Below are 23498 nucleotides of genomic sequence, written 5' to 3'. Positions count from 1 at the left end.
ATCTTCGGTCACTCTCCGGCCTGCGCCGCTTCGCGTTGGCGGGCGAAGTGGGCGACGATCTCTTCGGCGGTGGCGCGTCCGACAAACGGCTTAAGCTCCTCGACGCTCGCTTGCGCGATGCGCGTGATCGAGCCGAAATGGCGGAGCAGTCGGTTCTTGCGCTTCTCGCCGACGCCCGGAATGGCCGTCAACTCCGAGGTGAAGTCGCGCAGTTCGCGCCGCTTGCGATGATAAGCGACCGCCGCGCGATGCGTCTCGTCGCGGATCATCTGGATGAGATGAAGGACCGGCGAGTGCGCATCGAGATAGATAGGTTCATGCTCGCGCCCGCGCACCAGAAGATGCGAAACTTCGTTGTGGCGACCCTGAGGTTTGACCACACCGACCAGCGGGATGGCTTCTAGATCGAGTTCGCGCATCGCATCCGCCGCCGCTTGAAGCTGCGTCCGCCCGCCGTCGATCAGGACGAGATCGGGCAGCGGGTTTCGCTCTTCCAACTGGCGCCGATAACGGCGGAAGACCGCTTCGCGCATCGCCGCCGGATCGTTCGCGCCTTCGACCGTCTTGATGCGGAAGCGTCTGCCGGCGGCGCGGTCGATGCGCCCGTTTTCGCACACCACCAACGCTGCCACGGTGTCCGTGCCCGAGATGTTCGACACGTCAAACGACTCGATGCGCGCCGGGTAGCGCGGCAACTCCAGGACCTCTTGCAGCTCTTCGAGCACGCGCTGCATGTCGGGCTTGAGGAGGCGGAAACGCTGCTCGAAGGCGAGCCGTGCGTTCTTTTCGACGAGTTCGACCAGATCGCGCTTTTCGCCGCGTTGCGGGACGATGATGTGGACGCGCCGTCCGCGCCGCTCGCTCAAAGCCTTCTCCAGAAGTTCGCGGTCCTCGAAATCTATCGGCACGTAGATCTCGCGCGGCACGTAATCGGTCGAGTAGTACTGGGCCAGCACTTCGCTCAAGAAGGCCGACGGATCGAAACCCTCTTCCGGCAGATCCTCCCAGAAGAACTCGCGCCGCCCGACCACTTTGCCTTCGCGCATGGTGAAAAGCTGCAACGCCAAACGCGCGCCTTCGCGGTGGTAGCCGAAGATGTCAACGTCACGGTCGGGCGAAGTTGCCATCTTCTGCTGTTCGGCGAGCGCGAGCACCGTTTTGCGCATGTCGCGGTATTTGGCCGCCAGTTCGAAGTTCATCGCATCCGAAGCCGCGTACATGCGCCGTTCGAGGTCTTCAACCAGCTCTTTGTTCTTCCCTTCGAGAAACAGTCGCACGTCGCGCACGGCTTCTTTGTATTGTTCGGGCGAGCATAACTCTCGAACGCACGGGCCGAGGCACCGTTTGATGTGATATTCGAGACATGGGCGTGGCAGTCTCCCATCGATCTCGATGTCGCATGTGCGAAGCTGGAACGTGCGATTGATGAGATCGATCGTCCGGCGCGCCAGACTGGCCGGCAGGAAAGGGCCGAAATAGAGCGCTCCGTCGCGCTCTACGCGCCGCGTGATCATGACGCGCGGGAAAGGTTCATTGATCGTCAGCTTCAGGTGGGGATACTGTTTGTCGTCTTTGAGCAGAACGTTGTAGCGCGGCTTGTGACGCTTGATCAGATTCGCTTCGAGGACCAGCGCTTCGACTTCCGTATCCGTGACGATGAATTCGAGATCAGCGATGCGGCGAATCAGTTCGCGCGTCTTCGCGTCGAGCGCGCGGTTCGATTGAAAATAAGAGCGCACGCGGTGACGTAGACTTTTCGCCTTGCCGACGTAGATGATGCGCCCCTCGGCGTCTTTGTAAATGTAGACACCAGGCTCGGTCGGCAGAAGCTGAAGTTTCTCTTCGAGGGTCATGGCGCTTACACGTCGTCAAGCCTTATGATTGAAATTGTACAGGATTCCAGCGAACGGAGCGAATCGCGATGCGTTTCCCGCTCAAGTTGCCCGAAAAGAGGGAGTTCGACTGCGTCGGATTCGGGTTGAACGCCTTCGATCACTTAATCGTCGCGCCGCAGTATCCGGCGTTCGACACAAAGACGCGCTTTCTCGAGTACGCGCAATCCGCTGGCGGGCAGACGGCTTCGGCCATGGTCGGGTTGCGCCGCCTGGGGTTGCGCACGGCCTACGCGGGGCGCTTCGGATCGGACGAAGAGGGGCGCAAAGGGTTGCAATCGCTCGTCGATGAAGGCGTCAACACGGATTTCGTCGAGATCGTCGAAGGGGCACGCACGCAGGTCGCCTTCATCATCATCGATGCGCGCACGGGCGAACGGACCATCCTCTGGGATCGCGATGAACGCTTGGCTTACAGCGAATGGGAGGCCCCGGTCGGATTCGCCGAACGCGGGCGGATACTGCATCTGGATGCCCACGACCCGCCCGCCTGTGCGCAGGTGGCTCGTGAAGCCCGCCGCGCCGGGACCATCGTCTCCGCCGATATAGACAACATCTATGATGGGCTGCCGCAACTTCTGCCGCTGATCGATGTCCTCATCTCGTCGGCGGAGTTCCCGCGCCGACTTACGGGGTTGACCGACGAACGCGCCGCCTTGATGGAGATCAAGGCGCGGTACGGTTGCGCTGTGGTCGGCATGACGCGCGGGACGCGCGGCGCGTTGCTCTACCACGAAGGGCTGTTCATCGAAACGACGGCGCTGCCTGTGCCCGGCGGTTGCCGCGACACGACCGGCGCAGGCGACGCCTTTCACACCGGATTCCTCTACGGCCTCCTGCAAGGAGAGGAACTCGAAACATGCTTGAAGATGGGTTGCGCCGTCGCCGCGCTCAAGTGTCGCGCTCTCGGCGCGCGCAAGGCTCTCCCGACGCGCGAAGAGCTTTACGCTTATCTTCAATCGCTCGGCTGAATGATTCGGCCAGCGCGCCATTCGATTCATCTCGAACTTCATCTAAAGAGTGGCCCATTGACCAACAGCGCTGCTCTGTTTTTAACTAAAGTGGGCGATTTCGACGACAAGTTGAAAGAACGGAGAGCGAAATCAATGCCGAAGCGCAGAAGATTCCCGATAGTCTGCCTCCTCTTTCTCGCCGCCACCTCTGCTTTCGATGTGCGCGGCGCATGGCGCGCCGCAGGCGATGTCGTCGCGGTCGAACCGCGACCTGACGGTGCGACGTTCCGCCTATCGAGCGGCGCGCGCGCGGCGATCGCCTTCATCGCGCCCGATGTCGCGCACGTGCGCGTCGCGCCTAAAGGTGAGTTCGAACCCGATTTCTCTTACGCTGTGGAGACGGAGAAGCGAATCGCAATCAGCGCACAAGTTAACCGTTTCGACGATCGAACCGAGATCAACACGATGGGCGCGCGGCTTGTCATCTTCCACCGTCCGCTTCGCACCGTCATTTACGACGCGCAAGGGCGCCTGGTCGTCGAAGATGATCCGGCGCGCCCCTTCTCTTTCGACCCCGAAACGGGCGCAGTCGAAACTTCAAAGCTCCGTCCGGCGACCGAAACTTACTACGGCTTCGGCGAAAAGGCTCTGCCCATGTCACGCCACGGGCAGACGATGGTGATGTGGAACTACGACACCTATGCTTACGACCGCAACACCGATCCGCTCTATAAATCCATCCCCTTCTTCATCGCGCTCCATCAAGGCCGGGCTTATGCCATCTTCTTCGACAACACGCACCGGACCTATTTCGATATGGGCAAGACCGATCCGGCGCGCTACACGTTCGGCGCGGCGGGCGGCGAGATCAACTACTACGTCTTTACGGGCGGCAAAGAGCGTTCGCCGCACAACATCCTGCGTGACTACACGGAGCTGACCGGACGTATGCCGCTACCGCCCATCTGGGCGCTCGGATTTCAACAATCGCGTTGGTCCTACTATCCGGAAGCGCGCGTGCGCGATCTGGCGCGCACCTTTCGCGAAAAGCGCATCCCGTGCGATGTCATCTACCTCGACATAGATTATATGGACGGCTACCGCGTCTTCACGTGGGACCGCGGACGCTTTCCCGATCCGGCGAAGATGATCCGCGACCTTCGCGTGCAGGGCTTTCGCCTTGTGGTCATCATCGATCCCGGCGTCAAGGTCGATGATCAATACGAAGTCTATCGTCAAGGTCGCGCAGGCGGCTATTTCGTTCGCGCGGCTGATGGGAGTGAGTTTCACGCGCGCGTCTGGCCCGGCACATGCGCCTTTCCCGATTTCACCGATCCGAAAGCGCGCGCGTGGTTCGGGGCGCTTTACAAGAAACATACGGATGAAGGGATCGCCGGCTTCTGGAACGACATGAATGAACCGGCGACCTTCTTGCCCGATGATCTCGCGGAACCGCGCATCATGCACCATCCGGGCAAGACCTTTCCGCTCGACGTGCCGCACGCGGGCGAAGGCGTGCTCCCCGACACCCACCGTCGCTACCATAACGTTTACGGCATGCAGATGGCGCGCGCAACCTTCGAGGGTTTAAAGAGGCTGCGTCCCGATGCGCGCCCGTTCGTCTTGACGCGCGCCGCCTATGCAGGCGTGCAACGTTACTCCGCCGTCTGGACCGGCGACAACGTTTCGACGTGGGATCATCTGGCACTGAGCATCCCGATGCTGGCTAACCTCGGCGTTTCCGGCATCCCCTTTGCTGGCGCCGATGTCGGCGGTTTTGCCGATTACCCGCTGCCGACGGGCGAGCTTTACGCCCGCTGGTTGCAGGCTGCCATCTTCACGCCATTCTTGCGCGGCCATTCATCGGGTGGACCGACGCGCAACCAGGAACCGTGGGCGTTCGGCCCCGAGTTTGAGCGCATCAACCGCGCGACGATCGAACTGCGTTACCGCTTCTTGCCGTACATCTACACGCTCTTTCGCGAACACGAGGAGACGGGCGCACCCGTCATGCGTCCGCTTTGGTTCGAGTATCCGAACGATGTGCGCACCTATTTGATCGAAGATCAGTTCTTGCTCGGGCGCGACGTGCTGGTTGCGCCCGTGGTGCGCGAAGGCGAAAGACGTCGGCGCGTCTACTTCCCCGCGGGCGATGAGTGGATCGATTGGTGGACCGGCGCGCGTTATCGAGGGGGAAGCGAAATGATGGTCGAAGCGCCGCTCGACCGTTTGCCCTTCTTCGTAAGAGCCGGAGCCGCGCTCGCCGTCCAAGCGCCCGTTCAGCACACGGACGAGATGAAAAACGCGCCGCTCACGCTCGTCGTTGCAGCCGGTGCCGGTGGAGAAAGCCGCATCTATCAGGATGAAGGTGACGGCTATGCTTATCGCAACGGACGCTACCTCAACACGATCGTTCGCTTAAGCGAAGAGCAGTTCGGTTTGCGTATCGCCTTCGCTCACGCGGGTGAATACAAAGATGCGCGCCTGCCTTCCGCGATCGAGATTCTGGGGGTGAGCGATCCGCCGCGCGAAGTGCTCGCCGATGGGCGTAAGATCGAGCGCGTGGAATTCGACAAGGCGGCGCACCGTCTGCGCGTCGAACTGCCCGCCGCGCCGGTCACGGAGATCCTCATCACGCGATAACGTATGCGCGCCTGCTTCTGTTAAAATCGAGCGAGAGTCTGGTGGGATTCTCTTCTGACGCTCGGCGAAAGGCGAAGCTATGGAAACAGCGATCGTTCCGCCCGGTCCGCGATGTCTTGTGCCGGGATTACAACTTCTCTCTTTTCGGCGCGATCCGCTCCGCTTCCTCACAGAGCTTGCGCGCGCTTACGGCGATGCGGCGCAATTTCGCATCGGCCCGCAACATTTCTTCCTGTTCAACCATCCAGAACTCATCAAAGAGGTGCTCGTCACGCGCCACGAACATTTCATCAAAGGGCGCGCCCTTCAACGCGCGAAGAAGTTGTTGGGTAACGGACTGCTGACCAGTGAAGGCGAGTTCCACCGGCGCCAACGCCGCTTGATGCAACCGGCTTTCCATCGCCAACGGATCGCCGCTTACGCCGACGTGATGGCGTCGTATGCGGCGGCGCTTTCCCAACGCTGGCGCGATGGCGAAGAGATCGACGTCGCGCGCGAGATGATGCGTTTGACGCTCTCGATCGTCGGCAAAACGCTCTTCGATGCGAACGTCGAATCCGATGCTGATGAAGTGGGAAGGGCGCTCGCCGATCTGATGGACCTCTTTGAGATCTTGATGATGCCCTATTCGGAATTGATCGAGAGGTTTTTGCTACCCTCGCGTCGCAAGTTTGAACGGGCGCGCGCTCGCCTCGATGCGATCATCTACCGCATCATCGAAGAGCACCGCACGAGCGGCGTAGATCACGGCGATCTACTGTCGATGTTGCTCGCCGCGCGCGACATGGAAGGCGACCGCAGCGGCATGACTGATGAGCAGGTGCGCGACGAAGCGATGACGCTCTTTCTCGCCGGTCACGAGACGACGGCCAACGCTCTGGCGTGGACCTTTTATCTGCTCGCGCAACATCCGGAGATCGAACACAGACTCCTCGATGAAACGAAGGCCGTGCTCGGAGATCGCCTTCCGCGCTTCGACGATGTGGCGCGACTCGAATATGCCGAGATGGTCTTCGCCGAAGCGATGCGCCTTTATCCGCCAGCGTGGGTGATCGGGCGCTTGGCGATCAGGGATGTCGAAATAGGCGGTTATCTCGTGCCCGCGGGCTCGCTCGTCCTCGTCAGCCAATACGTCATGCACAGGGACGCGCGTTTCTTCCCTGAGCCTGAAAGGTTCGATCCCGAAAGGTGGCGGCCCGAACTGAAACAGGCGCGTCCGCCGTTCTCTTACTTCCCGTTCGGCGGCGGTCCGCGCCGTTGCATCGGCGAAGCCTTCGCGTGGATGGAAGGCATCATCGTGCTCGCCGTGTTGATCCGCGACTGGCACATGAGGCTCATCCCGCAACGAAGAATCGAACCACTGCCGCGCATCACGTTACGTCCGAAGGACGGCATCCTCATGCGTCTCGAAAGGCGACGATGAGCGCCTCCCCAAGATCGGGGTGATATTTCTTGCTCGCGACCTCACCGAACTGTTAAGCTTTGCTTGCGATAACGGCATCTCTTAACCGATCGCAAAAATCCTTCGAAGGGGCCCTGATATGGCGATCAGCAAAGAGCTTCTGGAGATCCTCGTCTGTCCGTTGTGCAAAACCAAGGTCGAACTCAAACCCGACGGCAGCGGGTTAAAATGCGCGCAGTGCAAGCGCGTCTATCCGATACGCGATGACATCCCCGTGATGCTCATCGACGAAGCGCAGATCGAAGATGATCAGCCGCAAGTTTCAAGCGGGACCGCCAGTTGATTTACGAAAGCGGCTCCACCTTTCCGGATCGCCGTGGCGATGCAACCGACGACATGCGGGCAGATCGTTCCCGAAGGCGCGCAACCGCTCGGACCGGCGCGTTGGGACTGGAGCGAGGTACGGCGCGTGCTCGTCGTGCGCCTGCGATCCATTGGCGACGCGGTTTTGGCGACGCCCGCGCTTCACGCGCTACGCCGTTTCCTGCCCGAAGCCGAAATAGATGTTCTGCTCGAAGATTGGGTCGCGCCGCTGTTCGACGGTTGCACGGACGCGACGCGCGTCATCTCGATTGCGCCAACTTCGACGGCGCGCATGCTGGCGGTCAAAAGCTTGCGCGCTTCGAACTACGATGTCGCCTTCAACCTTCACGGTGGAACGACGGCGACTCTTCTGACGTGGGCGTCGGGGGCGCGCCATCGCGTTGGTTTCGCCAGTTACCAGTACGCGCGCCTGCATAACCATCTGGCGCCGCATCCATCTGAAATCTGGTGTCAGGACAGGACGCACTCAGCGGAACAGCAACTCGCTCTGCTCGGCTGGACCGGCGTTCCCGTAACCGACCGTCCGCGCGCGCGCTTGACGGTCACGCAGAAGGCTGACGAGGCCTTGATGCGAAAACTTCGTACCGAAGGACTGCGCGCATCACAGCCGTTCGTCTTGATGCATCCGGCGGCGGCTTTTGAATCGAAAATGTGGGCCGCGGAAAAGTTCGCGCGCGTTGCAGATGGTTTACGCGCCCGCGGACTCATGACGATCATCGTCGCCGCACCTGCGGAAGAGGATGTCGTGCGCGATGTGATCGCGCGCGCTCACGCGCGCATCATCCCTTTCACGACGCTCTCTTTGCCAGAAGTCGCCGCGCTCGCCCGACGCGCTAAACTCTTCATCGGCAACGATAGCGGCATCGCGCACATCGCCGCCGCCGTCGGGACGCCAGCCGTCGTCATCTTCGGTTCATCGAACGTCGCGCACTGGCGTCCGTGGACCGACGCTCCGCACGAGGTGGTGCGCGTCGAGATGGACTGCGCGCCTTGCCCCGGTTACACCTGCGCCGTCTTCGACCGGCCCGAGTGCATACGGCGCGTTTCGGTCGAAAGCGTCATCGCGGCGATTGACCGCTTGCTCGGTCGGATTTGACCGAAAGATGAGCTTCTTCATCTGGTGGCCTCATTCAGATTGACCGCTTGCTCGGTCGGATTTGCCCCCCTTGTGTCGGTTGACCGCTCGCTCGATTAAAGGATAGCATTCGGCGCTCGGATTCTAAGAAGATCGAGATTGAGGGAGAAAGGATTTGATACCGCACCTTTCGCCGCAACGCGCCAAGGAGATCTTGCAAAAGGTACGCGATCGAAACGTCGTCGTCTTCGGCGACGTGATGCTCGACGAGTTCGTCTGGGGCGACGTCACGCGCATTTCGCCGGAAGCGCCGGTGCCCGTCGTTGACATAAAACGCGAATCGGTCCGACTGGGCGGCGCCGCCAACGTGCTGGCCAACTTGCGGGCGCTCGGCGCGAGCGCCACGGTCGTCGGCGTCGTCGGGCGTGACCGAACGGCTGACCGCTTGCGCGCTGAATTGCGCGAAGTAGGAGCCGACGATGAGACTCTGATCGTCGATGATGCGCGTCCGACGACGACCAAGACGCGCATCATCGCGCACAGTCAGCTCGTCGTGCGCGCCGACCGCGAACGGCGCACGCCCGTCTCTGCGGAGATCGAAGATCGGTTGATCGAAACTTTGAAAAGAAAACTCAAACGCGCCGATGCCCTCATCGTCTCAGATTACGATAAAGGCGCCGTCACGCCGCGCACGCTAGCTGAAATCCTCTCCTTCGCGCAAAAGGCGAAGATACCGACGCTCATCGATCCGAAGTTTCGTAACTTCGACGCTTACCGTCCGGCGACGCTCGTCACGCCCAATCATCACGAGGCGCTGCGATTGACGAACAGCGAAGATGATTCCGATGACGGCATCGCGCAAGCGGCACAAAACATCCGCGCGCGGCTCGCCTGCCGTGCCGTGCTCATCACGCGCGGCGAGCGCGGCATGATGCTCGTCGAAGAGGATCGCGCGCCGGTGTCGGTCCCGACCGTCGCGCGCGAAGTTTATGACGTGACGGGCGCAGGCGATACGGTGATCGCGGCTCTCGGCGCGGCGCTCGCAGCGGGAGCTGCCCTCTTCGAAGCCGCCATGCTGGCCAATCACGCGGCAGGGATCGTCGTCGGCAAAGTCGGCACGGCGACCGCTTCGCCCGAAGAGATCGTCCATTCGATCGAAGCGCTGATTTTGAGCGAATCGCATGGCTGATTTTTGCGTTCGACCGGAGCGTTGATTCACGATTTTCCGTTCGGATTAAAAAGCGCCACCATGTTTAGTTGCGAGCTTTCATAAAGAGATCGCGACTTTGAAAGGCGCGCTCCAAAAACCAGATGTCGAAAAGCTTTCGAGGTTTCATGATGGATCGCGAGAGAGCATCTGAGGTCGGGCTTGGCATCAAGAATCGGTTTAGGGCCAAGCTAGCGTTAGCACTCATCATCGCGCTTTTCTCCGGCACCGCGCCGGCCCAAACTCCGCCGCCGCAAGATGCGGTGCGCGCGCGCGCGGTCACGCAGACGCAGAACGCCCCGCAATCGGCCCCGGTCCCGTCGCCCATGCCGTCCGCCCCACCGCATCCAGCGGGCTTCGTTCCGGCGACGACGCGGACCATCGGAGAATTGCGCGCCGCTATCGAAGAGATCCTGCATCAGCCGGAACTCGCGCCCGCGCAGTTTGCCGCTAAAGTGGTCTCGCTCGATACGGGGCGCACGCTCTTTGAGCTGAACGCCGATAAGTTCATGCAACCGGCTTCCAACATGAAGCTTTACACGATCGCCGCGGCGCTCGATCGTCTCGGTCCAGATTTTCGGTTCACGACTTCCGTCTATGCGCAAACCCGCCCAGATGCTTCGGGCAAGATCCGCGGCGACCTCATCATCTATGGCCGCGGCGATCCAACATTCGCTGCACGTTTCTATGACGGCGACTACTATCGTGCGATCGATGAGCTGGCCGAGAAGATCGTCGCCGCCGGAGTGCGGCGGATCGAAGGCGATCTCATCGCCGACGAAAGCTACTTCGACGGCATACCGTTCGGCTCCGGATGGGAAGTCGATGATCTTCAGTGGTATTACGGCGCGGAGATCAGCGCTCTGACGATCAACGACAATTCGCTCGATCTTTTCGTCAAACCGGGCAAGCGCGCAGGCGAACCAGGTACAGTCACGACCGGACCGGAGACTTCGCTGCTGAAGATCATCAACCGGACCGTAACCGCGCCGCGCGGGGCGCGCCGCAAGCTCTACGTTTACCGCCCGCTCGGCGAAAACACGCTCGAAGTCGGCGGCGCGCTCCCCGAAGACGATCCCGGTTACACGGCGAGCGTTTCGATCTCACATCCGGCATTGCTGTTCGCCTCGCTTCTCCGCTCCGCGCTCGAAAAACGCGGCGTCAAGATCCGCGGAAAGACACGCACCATCGACGCATACATGCGCCGTACCGCGCCCTTCGATCCCTCTTCGTTGATCGAGATCGCGCAACGTCAATCCCCACCGCTGGGCCAGATCATCGCGCAAACCCTTAAACCGAGCCAGAATCTTTACACGGAACTCATCCTGCGCGCGCTCGGCAACGCGACGCGCATTGATCCCAAACAATCGAGCGAAGAGGCCGGCATCGAAGCCGTCAAACAGTTCTTGCGCAAAGCCGGAATCGACGAAGACCGCGTGCAGATGGTCGATGGCTCGGGTCTTTCGCGCAGCAATCTGGTGACCGCGACGACGACCGTTCAGCTTCTGACCTACATGAGCCGTCACCGCTACGCGCAAGTCTTTCGTGACGCGCTCCCCATCGCTGGCGTGGATGGCACGCTCCGCAACCGCATGAGGGGCACCGCTGCCGAAGGGAACGTCCGGGCCAAAACGGGAACGATCAATAACGCGGCATCGCTTTCCGGTTACGTGACGACGGCGGCGGGCGAGCGCCTGGTCTTCTCGCTCATCGTGAACAATTTGCCGCGCGAAGCCGATGCGCGGCGCGTCTACCTTGACGCCATAGCCATTCTGCTGGCCATGTTCGCCGGGCGCTCTTAATCTACCTTTCGCCAATCACCGCATGGACAGACTTAAATTCTCCGGTATCCATGCTCACTGAGCCGCTGCGTGCGGCGTCCTCGCCAATCACCGCACGGACAGACTTAAATTCTCCGAGGTCATTAATCTCCCACATTTACCGTTTGACCGTAGCGCGAGGTTTCGCATCTTGACCGAAGATCGAAGCTAGGAATGACTGTGAAATAACGAGCCATGTGCAGCGAAGAGAGGAGATGTGATGACGAAGGCTGGCTCCGCGAAGAGCGAAAGCGCGATGCGAGAGGATCCACGTGTGAGAGTCAATTTGATTCCGCGTTCGCCGCTCTGTTAACCTCTTCTCTACCGAACGATACGGTAAGGAAGGGGCGATGCAATATGGCGAAGGAAGTCTTCATTCTCGGCGGAAAGCGTACGCCGATGTGTGAATACGTCGGCGCGTTGAAAGACATCAAGGCGATCGATCTCGCGGCCATCGCTTCGCGCGCGGCGTTGGAAGCGACTGGCGTCGCGCCCGAAGAGATAGATCACACGGTGATCGGCAACGCGCTGCAGACTTCGGGCGATGCCATCTACGGCGCGCGGCACGTCGCCTTGAAAGCCGGCGTGCCTATTGATCGTCCAGCGCTGACGGTCAACCGTCTGTGCGGAAGCGGCATTCAGTCGATCATCTCGGGAGCGCACATGATCCTGCTCGGCGAAGCCGAAACGGCTCTGGTCGGCGGCATGGAATCGATGTCGCAAGCTCCTCATGTCATCTACGGCGCGCGCGCCGGATTCGCGCTCGGTCAAGGCAAGCTCGAAGACAGTTTGATGGTCGCGTTGCTCGACAGCTACTGCAACACGACCATGGCTGGGACGGCGGAGAATCTCGCGCGCAAGTATGGGATCTCGCGCGAAGAGCAGGATCGCTATGCGCTCCGTTCGCAACGGGCGGCCAAACGAGCGCAGGACGCGGGCGTTTTTGCCGAAGAGATCGTGCCCGTCGAGGTGAAGACGAAGAAGGGCGTGCAGATAGTTGACCGCGACGATCACATGCGCCCCGATACGACGCTCGAAGCGCTGGCGAAACTTCCGCCCGCCTTCAACAAAGACGGATTCGTCACCGCTGGCAACGCTTCCGGCATCGTCGATGGCGCAGCGGCGCTCGTCATCGCGAGCGAAGACTACGTCCGCCGGACCAATAAAAAGCCTCTCGGGCGTATCGTCAGTTGGGCTTACGCCGGAGTCGAACCCGAGATCATGGGCATCGGCCCCGTCCCCGCCGTGCGCAAAGCGCTCGAAAAGGCCGGCCTCAAACTCGGCGACATCGATCTTTTCGAGGTCAACGAAGCTTTCGCGGCGCAGTACCTAGCTGTGGAGAAAGAACTCGGTCTTGATCGCGAGAAGACCAACGTCAACGGCGGAGCGATCGCGCTGGGCCACCCGCTCGGCGCGACGGGGACGCGCTTAGTCTTGACTTCGCTCCTCGAACTTCACCGGCGCAAAGGGCGTTATGCTTTGGCGACCGCCTGTATCGGCGGCGGTCAAGGGATCGCTATCATCTGCGAGCGCGTTTGAGCGCGACGGGCCGGTTCAGAGAGACCGATTTCCGCCGAACCCGCGAACGCTGGGTCTTCTGGCTAATCGCCCTTTGAATCGCTCGATTCGCTCATCTCGACCCTCTTCGCTTCGATATCGAGCCGCTCGTGACTGATATCGAGACGTAGTCTTCCGTAAAGGCTCATATATTGATTGGCGATCCAGACGAGGGCGAAGCCAGCGATCAAGTACCCGCGCCAATCGGCAAAGAGCAACTTGTAGCGGGTGATGAGAAGGAAGATCACAACTACGTGATGACTGAAGCAGTATTCGCAGGTAAAGAGATAGAAGAACTTTCGCTCGAACAAACGGCGACATGTGCGACTCTTCTCGAGACAGAACTCGCGCGGCTCGCGAAAGATCTCTTCATGCGTCACCGTCCACGAAATGCACGCGACGGGTATGGCAAGCACGAACAACCAAACGATCTGAACGCTTAAACCCATCCGCCCACCCTCCATCCGCCGCATGGACGATCATTTTCAACGGGATTTCGCCGCATTATACACGAAACATGCGCGCGGAAATTCTCGCGAAGTGGCGGCGGTTGGGCACGGACGAGTCGCGTCCGTGGCCGCTTTGAGCCATAAACGCCAAAAAGCCTGTGATGCTGATTTTGCTTCGCGCCCGAATGGCTGTAAACTGGGGCGGCGCTGGTGAAGCTTGAAGATGAAAGAGCACGGGAGTGAAGGCGCGGATTTTCGTCCGCCCGCATTGCGCCGCGATGCCAACGGCGAGGTAGAGGCCTCTTCGCTTGCTGCCGTGATCGAATGGTTTCTGCGTTACGACCCGCGCGTCGCTGTCATTAACCATCCGGCGGTGCAGGAACTTTTCGAGTGGAAACGGCGCGAAGATGAGCGGATCTATGGCGAGACGTTCGCCTTCTCGCGCGCCGAAGATAGGCTTGCCATCGGCATCTTTCAAGCCCTGGCGACCTACAAGGATGAGCACGCGCTTTACGAGTGGATCGGCGAATTGCTCGCCGCGCTCGACGAAGCGCGCCGCACCAATGAGGAGATCGCCAGCGCTTATCGCTTACAAACGGCCCAAGGCGCATCGGCGCTCGAAGAATCGAGCAAAATTCCGACGGCCCGCGAACGCGCCATCTATCTGACCTCGTGTTGGCTCGAAGCGCTCTGCACGGCGGAGATACGCGTCCTCGGATGGGTCTATCAGGACCTTTACGGACGCGGTTTTCATCCCCATAATTTTTGAATCGCGCGTTCGTCAGCTTCAAGCGACCAAGCGATCGACGCGCGCCGAATTTTCGAAAGGGAGGTCCAGAAATGCCAGAGGAGAGACCGAATTATACTAACACCTCGCAAACGGTCGTCGTCGAAGCGGATAAGTTCACCTTCGAAACGCTCGAACAGGAGAACGGGCACGCGACGGTCATACGTTTTCGCGTCGAAAATCCGCGCATCAGGGCCGGCGACGTGCTGGTCGTTCTATCGGGCACAGAGATCTATTTTCACGGCATGATCGGACACATCGAAGATGGCTACGCAATCGCCGCCGATCGGCGCGGATCGCTTCTCCCCGCTTCGACCGTCCACTGAGCGAACTGACGAACCATGCGCCGCGTTACGCTTCGCCCCTCTCATTCTTCAGAACGGATCGTAACGCGGCCCTCTTCACGAAATAGATCGGCAGCCCAGTCATGACGAGCAAGAATCCGATCCCAGATGTGGCCGGCGCAAGATAGATGAGATCACAGACGAGCGAGACCGCCAACGCGATGTAAATCAACGGCACGAACGGATAGCCCCACGTGCGATAGGGACGCGGCGCGTGCGGTAGACGCCATCGCATGATGATGACTGCCCCAACCATCAGAACGTAGAAGATGAGATCGGCGGCGATGATGTATTCGAGAAGCTGCGTATAAACGTTGCCATACTGCACGGCACCGGTCCGCTCATCGAATGAGATCGTGCGCGGCAAAGTCAAGGCCGAGGCCCAGACCCCTTGCGCGACAAGCGCCGTAGCAGGCACGCGCCGTTCATTCAGCTCGCCGATCCGCGCGAAGAAGAGGCCATCGCGCGCCATCGCGTAATAGACGCGCGCGCCCGCGAGAATCAATCCGTTGTCGCAACCGAAAGTCGAGATCATGATGCATGCGGCCATGATGAACTGGCCTGGCGTCCCCAAGATCGCTTGCATCGCCGCTGTCGCTACGCGCCCCTGTGGTGCGCGCTGAATCCCCTCAAGCGGCAAGGTGACGATGTAGGCCACATTGGCAAGAAGGTAAAGGACGACGACTAAGCTGCAACCGTAAAGCAGAGCGCGTGGGAGCGTGCGTCCCGGATCGCGCGTTTCGCTTCCGGTGAAGGTCACGTTGTTCCACGCCGATTGCGCAAAAAGTGGACCAGTCATCGCGCGCCCCAGAAGCATCAGCAAAGCCAACGCTCCGAACGCTTGCAATCCCGGCTGCGCGTTTTGCGGCGTCCAACCGTTGGCCCACGGATCCCACCATGAAGAGGTGTAAGCCGCGCTACGTTCGTTCCAGCCGAAGAGCAACCCGACGCCGATCAATCCGATCAGCGCCGCCGTCTTCGTGAACGTGAAGAGGTTCTGCACGACCTTCCCCGCCCGAAGCCCGCGCGTGTTGGTCCACGTCAGCAGCAGGATGAGCGCGATGGCGACCAACTGCTGCGTCGAAAGGCTGACGGCATACGGTCCTACGCGGATGGGAGCGACGACGTAGCGCGCGGGCGATACTGTATCGGTAAAGACTCCGAGGAAATTGGCGAAAGCGACCGCGACGGCGGCGATCGTTCCCGTCTGTATGACGATGAAGAGCGACCAACCGAAGAGAAATCCGATCGCCGGATGATACGCTTCGCGCAAGAAAACGTACTGCCCGCCCGCCTGTGGCATCATCGCTGCAAGCTCGGCGCAACACAACGCGCCAGTGATCGTCAGAACGCCCGCGAGCAACCAGGCCAGCAGCAACCATCCCGGCGCGCCGACCAACCGTGCCGATTCAGCCGAAACGATGAAGATGCCCGAACCGATCATCGAACCGATGACGATCGCCGTCGCATCGAGTAGACCGAGGCCGCGTTTGAGCCCGAAGCTCCCGTCTTCGCGCATCACACCCCCGCTTTCGAAGATGAACTTCCCATCTTGACACGATTCGTTGATCGCCGCACCGAAACCGCCCCGCGCTCTCTTCCGAGCCGACCGAATCTTTCCGGCGCGCACTCGACCCGCATCGCTTTCGCTTACAGGACGCCGAAAATTTACCATCGAGCGAATCGGTCGAGCCAGCTCGAAGATGGGCCGAACAACCTTCGCTTCCGATTGACGATCTTTGCGCAAACGTTGTAACTTCATCGCGCGTTCACAGATCTTCCCTCAAAAACGCTCCCTGAAAGGCGAAAGGTCGGATGCTTACGTTTCCACACCGCATGAAAAGTCCTCGTCGGGGACTCTTCGCATTACGCCGCTTTCCTTCGCCCATGAAGAGGCTCGCGTGGGCCGCGCCAGCGATCATCTCGCTCTGTATCGGATGCCGCACCGCGTTGGCCGAAGGTCCCATAAGCGCCACGCGCGAAGAGCGCATCGCGCAAGCAGCCGAGAGCTTGCGCGCTAGGCTGATCGAACAACGGCGCGATTTCCACATGCATCCGGAGCTATCGAACCGCGAAGAGCGCACCTCTAGGATCGTCGCCGAAAAATTGAAAGCGCTCGGGTTCGATCAGGTACGAACCGGCGTCGCCCGTCACGGCGTCGTCGCCTTGCTCAAAGGATCGAAGCCTGGTCCAGTCGTCGCCGTGCGCGCTGACATGGACGCGCTCCCGATTCAAGAGACGATCGAGGTTCCGTATAAATCGCGCGTGCCGGGCGTCAAACACGCCTGCGGGCACGATGTTCACACGACGATCGCGCTCGGCGTGGCCGAGATCCTCAGCCGGATGCGCGATGAGATCCGCGGGAGCGTCAAGTTCATCTTTCAACCAGCAGAGGAAGGTCCGCCCCCCGGCGAGGAGGGCGGCGCACCGTTGATGATTAAAGAAGGCGCGCTCGATGACCCGCGTCCACAAGCGATCTTCGGTCTCCACGTCATGCCGACCATCGAAATCGGGAAGATTGGCTACAACTCTGGTCCAGCGATGGCCTCCTCAGATCGTTTCGTCATCACAATTCGCGGCAAGAAGGTTCATGGAGCCTATCCACATGAGGGCATCGATGCCGTAGTCGTCGCCGCTGAGTGTGTCATGGCTTTGCAGACGATCCGCAGCCGTCGCATCAACACTCAAGAGCCTCTCGTCATCACGGTCGGCATCATTCAAGGGGGCAACCGTTTCAACATCATCGCCGATGAAGTTAAGCTCGAAGGGACCGTCCGAACCTTGAGCGAAGACGTGCGGCGCCAGGTCCAGAAGTTGATGCGCGAAACCGTCGCCGGCATAACTTCAGCTTACGGCGCGACTTTCGAGATGCAGTACGAAGAAGGCGCCGCCGTGACCTACAACGATCCTCAACTGGTCGCAGAGATGCTGCCGACTTTGCGTCGCGTCGTCGGCGAGAAGAACGTCATTGCGCCTTTGCCGCAAATGGGCGCGGAAGACTTCTCTTACTACCAGAAGGTCATTCCCGGCTTCTACTACTTTCTCGGAGTCGCTAATCCGGCGCGCGGCATTACGGCGATGGTCCATACGCCCGAGTTCGATGTGGACGAAGAGTCGCTCGTGATCGGCGTCAAGGTGATGGCCAACGTGTTGCTCGACTATCTCGACCGTCATGCCGAATGAAAGGCCGCGAGATCGGTTGGAACCGAAAGATCTTCTATGGCGCAGAGCCACCCGCTTCGCGCGTAAACCAGCGATGGGCGCGAGGCCGTTCTCGGAATTGCCGACATTAGGAATGATCTCGATGAACTCTACCTTCGGTTCTTCCGATCATCTCGTCACCCGTGCCGATTGGGCTTTTCGATCAAGAAAAATCTCATTGACTCGAAACGCACATAAGCGCATACTGAAGTCGCAGTGTGAGTTCCATCCAGCCAAGGTGAGGAGGTTTTCCGATGACGATCGGGACGATTCTGCTCATCATTCTGATCCTGCTCCTGATCGGCGCCCTACCCACATGGCCATATAGCCGCGGATGGGGTTACTATCCGAGCGGATTGCTTGGGTTGATCCTTTTGATCATCATCATCTTGCTGTTGCTGGGCCGCATCTGATGAAGCTTAAGCGGCGAACGGTTTTTTAGCTTCTTCGGTCATGAACGACAGAGATCGATCCCTATCGCCTCGACTCGAGGGCGATGAGCTGGGGATCGGATCTCTGGCGCGCCGAGGGGCGCTTCGCGGGTCGGGGAAATGGGACCATAGTCTTTAGCGCACGCGACCGCGCATCGTCCGTCATCGGCCTTCGATTCGCGGTCGCGTGTCTGAAACCGTCCCTACAGCGCCGCTTCGCCGCGCTCCCCCGTCCGTATGCGAATCACATCATCGAGCGTAGTGACGAAGATCTTGCCGTCGCCGAACTTGCCCGTGCGCGCGGCTTTCATGATCGCGTGAACGGCCATCTCCTCGATGTCATCCGGGACGACCACCTCGACTTTCATCTTCGGAATGAACTCGATTTGATATTCTGTGCCGCGATAGGTCTCCGTATGACCGCGCTGGCGTCCATATCCTTGCACTTCGCTCACGGTCATCCCTTTCACGTCTATCTCCTGCAAAGCGTTACGAACCGCGTCGAGCAGATGCGGTCTGATGATGGCTTCGATCTTTTTCATCTCTTCCTCCAGTTCCTCTTCGAACTTCGCTAGGGATCCATCCAAATGCCGATTTTATGTGTCGCGCGCATAGGGCGATGGCTTTCACCGGTTATGCCTCGATCGCCAACGCACGGCGAAGCGCGCGGCAGAGCTCTTCTTCCTGTGTCGCTGAGAGTTTGTTCCCCTCTTCATCAGTGACGTAGAAGACATCGAGCGCGTAATGTTTCTCGGTGCTTATGCGCGCGCAAACGATCTCAAAACCCAGATCGGCGACGATGCGCGCGATGCGATAAGCCAAGCCGGGTTCGTCCGCCACGCACACTTCGAGCACAGTGTAAAGCTGCGCGGCCTCGCTATCGCACGTCACCCGTGGCGTCGGACTGCGCTCTGCGCGCGCGCGCATCCGGCGCGGAGCGTTACGCGCTCGCCAACGCTCGACCTGCGCGGCGACATCGCTCTCCCCGGCTATCGCCGCACGCAAAGCGCGTTCGATCCTTCCGCGCCGCCGTTCCTCGACCGCTTGATGTGTCGCCGCTTCGCGCAGAACAAATTGATCTATGACAAGTCCGTCTTCGCGCGTGTTCAACTCCGCGCTCAGGATCTCGATCCCATGCGACGCCAGCGCGCCAGCGATATCGGCAAAGAGTGCGTGTCGATCTCGCGTACAGATGGTGAGTTCGGTCGTGTCGCGGCTGAAAGGGCGCCATTGCCAACTCCACACATCATCGAGGCGCTTGATCAAGCGGAGATGCCTAGCGATCGCTTCGGCATCAAACGTGAGGGCATACTTTTCCGGAAGCAAGGCGAAATGGCGCTCGATCTCGCTCGGCGGGATCTCGCCCTGCAGCAGAGCGAGGACGCGCTCTTTGCGCAGCGCGCGAGCGCTCGGGGCGCTGATCAACGGCTCGCCCGTTAAAACCTTGCGCGCGCGCATGTAAAGATCCCACAACAGCCTTCCCTTCCAATCGCTCCACACGCCCGGCGCGACGCCATGTAGATCCGCATAAGTGAGCAAGAGCAACATGTTGAGCGCATCCAACGACTCTATCTGCGCGGCGAAGCGCTGAACGATGCGCGGATCGGTCAGATCGCGGCGTTGCGCAAGATGCGCCATCAAAAGGTGATGCTTGGTCAAAAGGACGATCTTCGCGCTGCTCGCTGGATCTAAATGCAATCGCCGACAGACACGCGCCGCGACGAGCGCGCCGCGGGCGGCATGTCCGCGCCCGCGCCCTTTACCGAAATCGTGCAACAGAACGGCCAGATAAAGCAGGGCGACATCTTCGATCTGATCGAAGACGGCACGCCAGTGCGCGCGCTGTTCATCCTGGCTGCGACTCAATTCATCGAGCGCTTCGATCGCCTTGAGCGTATGCTCGTCGATCGTGTAGTGGTGATAAAAATCGTGCTGGATGAGAAGACTGATCCGATCGAACTCCGGCAGATAACGCGAAAGAAAGCCAGTGTCGCGCATCATGCGCAACGCGCGCGCGACGCGCCCACGTCGCCGCAAGATCTGTAGAAAAGCCTGCGCCGCCTCGGGCGAATGGCGGAATTTGCGATCGATCAGATCCAGATTGGCCTCCAACGCTTGCAGGAGATTGTGCGAAAGCTCCGCGCCGCTCTCCTGCGCGCGCGCGAAGGCCTCGAAGTAAAGGAGCGGGGCGCGACGCAAACTGCTGGCCGCCTCGTCGTTCAGATACACACGCCCATTTTCGACGATGAACGGTCTTGCCGCGCGGCGCCATAGGAACCACCGCGCGCGCGGCAGTCGTTTTTCTGTTGCCAACGCGATCGCCTTATCGCACGCGCGGCTGATCGCCAGCGCGTGTCGGTAGTAGTCGCGCATGAATTTCTCCGACGCCGCCAGATGCGTATCGGCCCGGTAACCCAAACGCGCCGCCAATTCCGGCTGCAGATCGAATGTCAAACGGTCGGCCCGCCGTCCGCCAAGCAGGTGCGCTTCGCAACGCACGCGCAGCAAGAAATCGCGCGCGCGGATGAGTTTTTCCTCCTCCTCTTTGCTCAGCAACTCGCTCGCGCCGAGTTCATCGAGGGCGCGGCATCCGTTGGTGAGGCGCGCGATCCACAAAACCGTGTGCAGATCACGCAACCCACCACAGCCCTCTTTGATGTGAGGCTCCTGGACGCAAACTTCAGCCCCAAAGCTCCGCCGCCTCTGCTCATGCTCTTCGCAAATAGCCGCGATAATCTCGGATCGTCGCCGCTCGCGCTCGATCTCAAGCGCCGCCTCGAAACTTTCGAACAGCATCGCGCTCCCGATCACCAATCGCGAACTGAAGAGGGCCGTTTGCAGATGCACATCGGCGCGCGCTGCCGCCAACGTCTCGCTGATTGTGCGCAGACTATGGCCGACCGTTAGCCCCGCATCCCACAACAAGCGAAGCGCCTCTTCGGTCACAAGCTTCGCCGCCGCGCGCCGATGGCCGGTTGACAGAAAGAGCAGATCTATATCGGAGCTGAATGAAAGCTCGCGACGACCGTAGCCCCCGATGGCGATCAGAGCGAAACTGCTCGAGGCCACGCGCAAAGCCTCGCTCGCTTCGCCAGATCGTTTGAGATGTTGGAAGATGCGTTCGATCAAACAATCGAGCGCAAAGCTGCGCGCAGTGACCGTCCAGCTACCGGGCGCGCCACACCGATGCGCGATCTTCAATCGCTCGTCCTCGAGCTTGATGAAGGCGCGAAGCTGAGCTGCCGCCTCGACCGGATCGGAGACGCCGGAGAGCGCGGCGAGACGCCTCGCCGCATGGGCTTGAACCTTACGCCGATACGCGCTCGTCGCCGGATCCATAATCTCGCCACCCGCTTTGAGCACCGAGAGCTTTTACAAAAAATTCGTAAAGAAGCAATAGCAAATTTGCCCCAGAAACGCACCAACAGAGGCCGAAAATTTAGGTATTGCAAAAAGCTACGTGATCGCTAAAATTGTCGCTTCTTCAGACGGCAGCCGTTGACCGCCCGGTCTTTGGCGACTTTCACAGGAAGGCCGGGGCGTTGTCAAGCTCCTTGTGCGACTTCCAAGCGGGTTCAGTCCGTAACTGTCTGGAGGCGCGCTACGAGTAGTTCGTCGATCATTTTACTTATCGATTGGCTAAGCGCTTTTGGTCTGCGCGGCCACACGCAATCATCGCAGCCTGCCGCTTTGGGATCTCCCCAAGTCATATTCGAACAAAAGGAGATAAGACGATGTCAGCTTGTAGGACCTTTCATATGGCGATTATTGGCTGCCTATTCGCGACAAGCGCTTTGGCACAAGGAGTGGAAGAGCGCTTGAGCCGTCTTGAGACGAGCGTCAGCGCGGCGCAGAGCGCTGGCGACAACGCTTGGATGCTGATGAGCGCGGCGCTCGTCTTGCTGATGACGGGCCCTGGGTTGGCGCTCTTTTACGGCGGCCTTGTGCGCAAGAAGAACGTGCTGGCGACGATGATGCAAAGCTTCTCGTTGATGGCCGTCATCACGGTGCTTTGGGCGCTTTACGGCTACAGCATCGCCTTTTCCGAAGGCACGCCGTTCTTCGGTGGGACAAGCTACCTATTCCTGCGCGGCGTCGGGATGGAACCGAATGCGGATTACGCGGCCACCATCCCGCAACAGACCTTCATGGTCTTTCAACTGATGTTCGCCATCATCACTCCGGCGCTCATCACTGGCGCGTTCGCCGAGCGCATGAAGTTCAGCGCGATGCTCATCTTCATGGTGTTGTGGGCGACGTTCGTCTACTTCCCACTGGCCCACATGGTGTGGGGCAAGGGCGGATTTCTCAACGCTGCGCTCGGCGGACGTGTTCCGGCGCTCGATTTCGCGGGCGGAACGGTGGTCCACATCTCTTCGGGCTTCTCCGCGCTGGTGTGCGCCATCATCCTCGGACGGCGTTTGGGCTATCCGAAAGTTCCGATGCTGCCTCATAACATGGTCCTGACCTTCATCGGCGCTTGCTTGCTGTGGGTCGGCTGGTTCGGTTTCAATGCGGGCAGCGCTCTATCGAGCAACGGACTTGCGGCTAACGCTTTCGTCGTCACCCATTTTGCCGCCGCTTCCGCCGCGCTCGGCTGGATGTTCGCCGAATGGATTCGACACGGCAAACCGACCGTCCTCGGCGCGTTGTCGGGAGCGGTTGCGGGACTTGTCGGGATCACACCCGCATCCGGTTTCGTCACGCCGATGGCCGCTTTGATCATCGGCGTCGTAGCGAGCGTCGGATGTTTCCTGATGGTGACCGAGGTGAAGAAGCGCTTCGGCTATGACGATTCGCTCGACGTTTTCGGCGTGCACGGCACGGGCGGGACCATCGGCGCGCTCCTGACCGGAGTTTTCGCCACCAAAGCGATCAACCCGATCTTCAAAGATTCGGCTGGCAATCCGCTGCCTGTCGGCCTGGTTGATGGTAACGCGGCGCAGGTGCTCAATCAATTGATCGGCGTCATCGTCTCCATCGCGCTCGCCATCGTCGGTTCGTTCATCATCCTGAAGGTCCTCGATTCGACGATCGGCCTTCGTGTTAGCGAAGATGACGAAGTGACGGGGCTCGACCTTACGCAACACGGCGAAGAAGGATACAATTTGGATCTGGAGCTTACGCCGACGCGCGCCATCGAGCGCAATGCGATGTCAACGTCTACGGCAGCGTCTGCAGCGCCAGCCCACGAGTGAATGGCGCGCATCGATCCTGCGCCAGCGCCGCTCCTTTGCGGGAAGATCGGGCGAAGAAGATCCTCGCTCGATCTTCCTTTTCATCTCACCGAGCGGCAATGGCTCGAGCGCAGCTTAAAATTCGCCCTCGCCCTCTCGCGCTTGCGGACGACCGA

The 23498-nt window shown here is 60.2% G+C and carries 18 protein-coding genes; 13 read left to right on the top strand and 5 right to left on the bottom strand.

The window, feature by feature from the left end:
- Positions 1-8: 8 nt before the first annotated feature.
- Positions 9-1853: an excinuclease ABC subunit UvrC gene (gene uvrC / locus PYK22_RS14265; RefSeq protein WP_041978313.1), complete on the bottom strand. Its 1845-nt coding sequence runs from the start codon at positions 1851-1853 to the stop codon at positions 9-11.
- A gap of 68 nt (positions 1854-1921) precedes the next feature.
- On the opposite strand from uvrC, the gene PYK22_RS14260 reads away from it, so the two are divergent.
- The 8 genes from PYK22_RS14260 (at position 1922) to PYK22_RS14225 (ending at position 12915) form a co-directional block, all read left to right on the top strand.
- Positions 1922-2863: a carbohydrate kinase family protein gene (locus PYK22_RS14260; protein WP_041978311.1), complete on the top strand. Its 942-nt coding sequence runs from the start codon at positions 1922-1924 to the stop codon at positions 2861-2863.
- A 135-nt stretch (positions 2864-2998) separates the two neighbouring features.
- The gene (locus PYK22_RS14255) at positions 2999-5488 is read left to right on the top strand and encodes a glycoside hydrolase family 31 protein (RefSeq protein WP_162199863.1); all 2490 of its coding nucleotides are present in this window, start codon (positions 2999-3001) and stop codon (positions 5486-5488) included.
- A gap of 79 nt (positions 5489-5567) precedes the next feature.
- The gene (locus PYK22_RS14250) at positions 5568-6911 is read left to right on the top strand and encodes a cytochrome P450 (protein WP_041978308.1); all 1344 of its coding nucleotides are present in this window, start codon (positions 5568-5570) and stop codon (positions 6909-6911) included.
- A 118-nt stretch (positions 6912-7029) separates the two neighbouring features.
- A complete protein-coding gene (locus PYK22_RS14245) occupies positions 7030-7233 on the top strand; it encodes a Trm112 family protein (RefSeq protein ID WP_041978306.1) in 204 nt (67 codons plus the stop codon).
- Between the two features lie 39 nt (positions 7234-7272).
- Entirely contained in the window at positions 7273-8370 is a 1098-nt protein-coding gene (locus tag PYK22_RS14240) for a glycosyltransferase family 9 protein (protein WP_041978305.1), read from the top strand.
- A gap of 154 nt (positions 8371-8524) precedes the next feature.
- A complete protein-coding gene (gene rfaE1, locus PYK22_RS14235) occupies positions 8525-9538 on the top strand; it encodes a D-glycero-beta-D-manno-heptose-7-phosphate kinase (protein ID WP_060635703.1) in 1014 nt (337 codons plus the stop codon).
- A 149-nt stretch (positions 9539-9687) separates the two neighbouring features.
- The gene (dacB, locus tag PYK22_RS14230; RefSeq protein ID WP_060635702.1) at positions 9688-11358 is read left to right on the top strand and encodes a D-alanyl-D-alanine carboxypeptidase/D-alanyl-D-alanine endopeptidase; all 1671 of its coding nucleotides are present in this window, start codon (positions 9688-9690) and stop codon (positions 11356-11358) included.
- Between the two features lie 375 nt (positions 11359-11733).
- Positions 11734-12915, top strand: a complete 1182-nt coding sequence (locus PYK22_RS14225; protein WP_041978303.1) for an acetyl-CoA C-acetyltransferase — start codon at positions 11734-11736, stop codon at positions 12913-12915.
- 62 nt (positions 12916-12977) lie between these two features.
- Here PYK22_RS14225 and PYK22_RS14220 read toward each other — a convergent pair whose 3' ends face one another.
- The gene (locus PYK22_RS14220) at positions 12978-13382 is read right to left on the bottom strand and encodes a hypothetical protein (RefSeq protein WP_041978301.1); all 405 of its coding nucleotides are present in this window, start codon (positions 13380-13382) and stop codon (positions 12978-12980) included.
- Positions 13383-13605: 223 nt separating this feature from the next.
- Here PYK22_RS14220 and PYK22_RS14215 point away from each other — a divergent pair, with 223 nt between their 5' ends.
- Both PYK22_RS14215 and PYK22_RS14210 read left to right on the top strand, forming a co-directional pair.
- Positions 13606-14151, top strand: coding sequence for a hypothetical protein (locus PYK22_RS14215; protein WP_041978299.1), 546 nt, complete (start codon positions 13606-13608; stop codon positions 14149-14151).
- 71 nt (positions 14152-14222) lie between these two features.
- Entirely contained in the window at positions 14223-14495 is a 273-nt protein-coding gene (locus PYK22_RS14210; protein WP_041978296.1) for a hypothetical protein, read from the top strand.
- Positions 14496-14520: 25 nt separating this feature from the next.
- Here PYK22_RS14210 and PYK22_RS14205 read toward each other — a convergent pair whose 3' ends face one another.
- A complete protein-coding gene (locus PYK22_RS14205) occupies positions 14521-16275 on the bottom strand; it encodes an APC family permease (protein WP_211197720.1) in 1755 nt (584 codons plus the stop codon).
- 125 nt (positions 16276-16400) lie between these two features.
- On the opposite strand from PYK22_RS14205, the gene PYK22_RS14200 reads away from it, so the two are divergent.
- Together PYK22_RS14200 and PYK22_RS17375 are read left to right on the top strand one after the other, a co-directional pair.
- On the top strand, positions 16401-17696 hold the full coding sequence (locus tag PYK22_RS14200) for a M20 metallopeptidase family protein (RefSeq protein WP_083437880.1): 1296 nt from the start codon (positions 16401-16403) through the stop codon (positions 17694-17696).
- A 272-nt stretch (positions 17697-17968) separates the two neighbouring features.
- Positions 17969-18127: a DUF3309 family protein gene (locus PYK22_RS17375; RefSeq protein WP_041978293.1), complete on the top strand. Its 159-nt coding sequence runs from the start codon at positions 17969-17971 to the stop codon at positions 18125-18127.
- A gap of 221 nt (positions 18128-18348) precedes the next feature.
- On the opposite strand, the gene PYK22_RS14190 is transcribed toward PYK22_RS17375, so the two are convergent.
- Positions 18349-18687 carry a P-II family nitrogen regulator gene (locus PYK22_RS14190; RefSeq protein ID WP_041979133.1) on the bottom strand — a complete coding sequence of 113 codons (339 nt, stop codon included), beginning with the start codon at positions 18685-18687 and terminating at the stop codon, positions 18349-18351.
- Between the two features lie 91 nt (positions 18688-18778).
- A complete protein-coding gene (gene glnD / locus PYK22_RS14185; protein ID WP_041978292.1) occupies positions 18779-21484 on the bottom strand; it encodes a [protein-PII] uridylyltransferase in 2706 nt (901 codons plus the stop codon).
- A gap of 419 nt (positions 21485-21903) precedes the next feature.
- Between glnD and PYK22_RS14180 the strand changes: the two genes are divergently transcribed.
- A complete protein-coding gene (locus tag PYK22_RS14180; RefSeq protein ID WP_173568280.1) occupies positions 21904-23343 on the top strand; it encodes an ammonium transporter in 1440 nt (479 codons plus the stop codon).
- The last annotated feature ends 155 nt before the right edge of the window (positions 23344-23498 follow it).

The sequence above is a fragment of the Pyrinomonas methylaliphatogenes genome, assembly GCF_000820845.2.
GTDB classification, from domain to species: domain Bacteria; phylum Acidobacteriota; class Blastocatellia; order Pyrinomonadales; family Pyrinomonadaceae; genus Pyrinomonas; species Pyrinomonas methylaliphatogenes.
The sequence above is the reverse complement of the archived record's forward strand: the minus strand, read 5'-3'. Positions and strand labels throughout refer to the sequence as shown.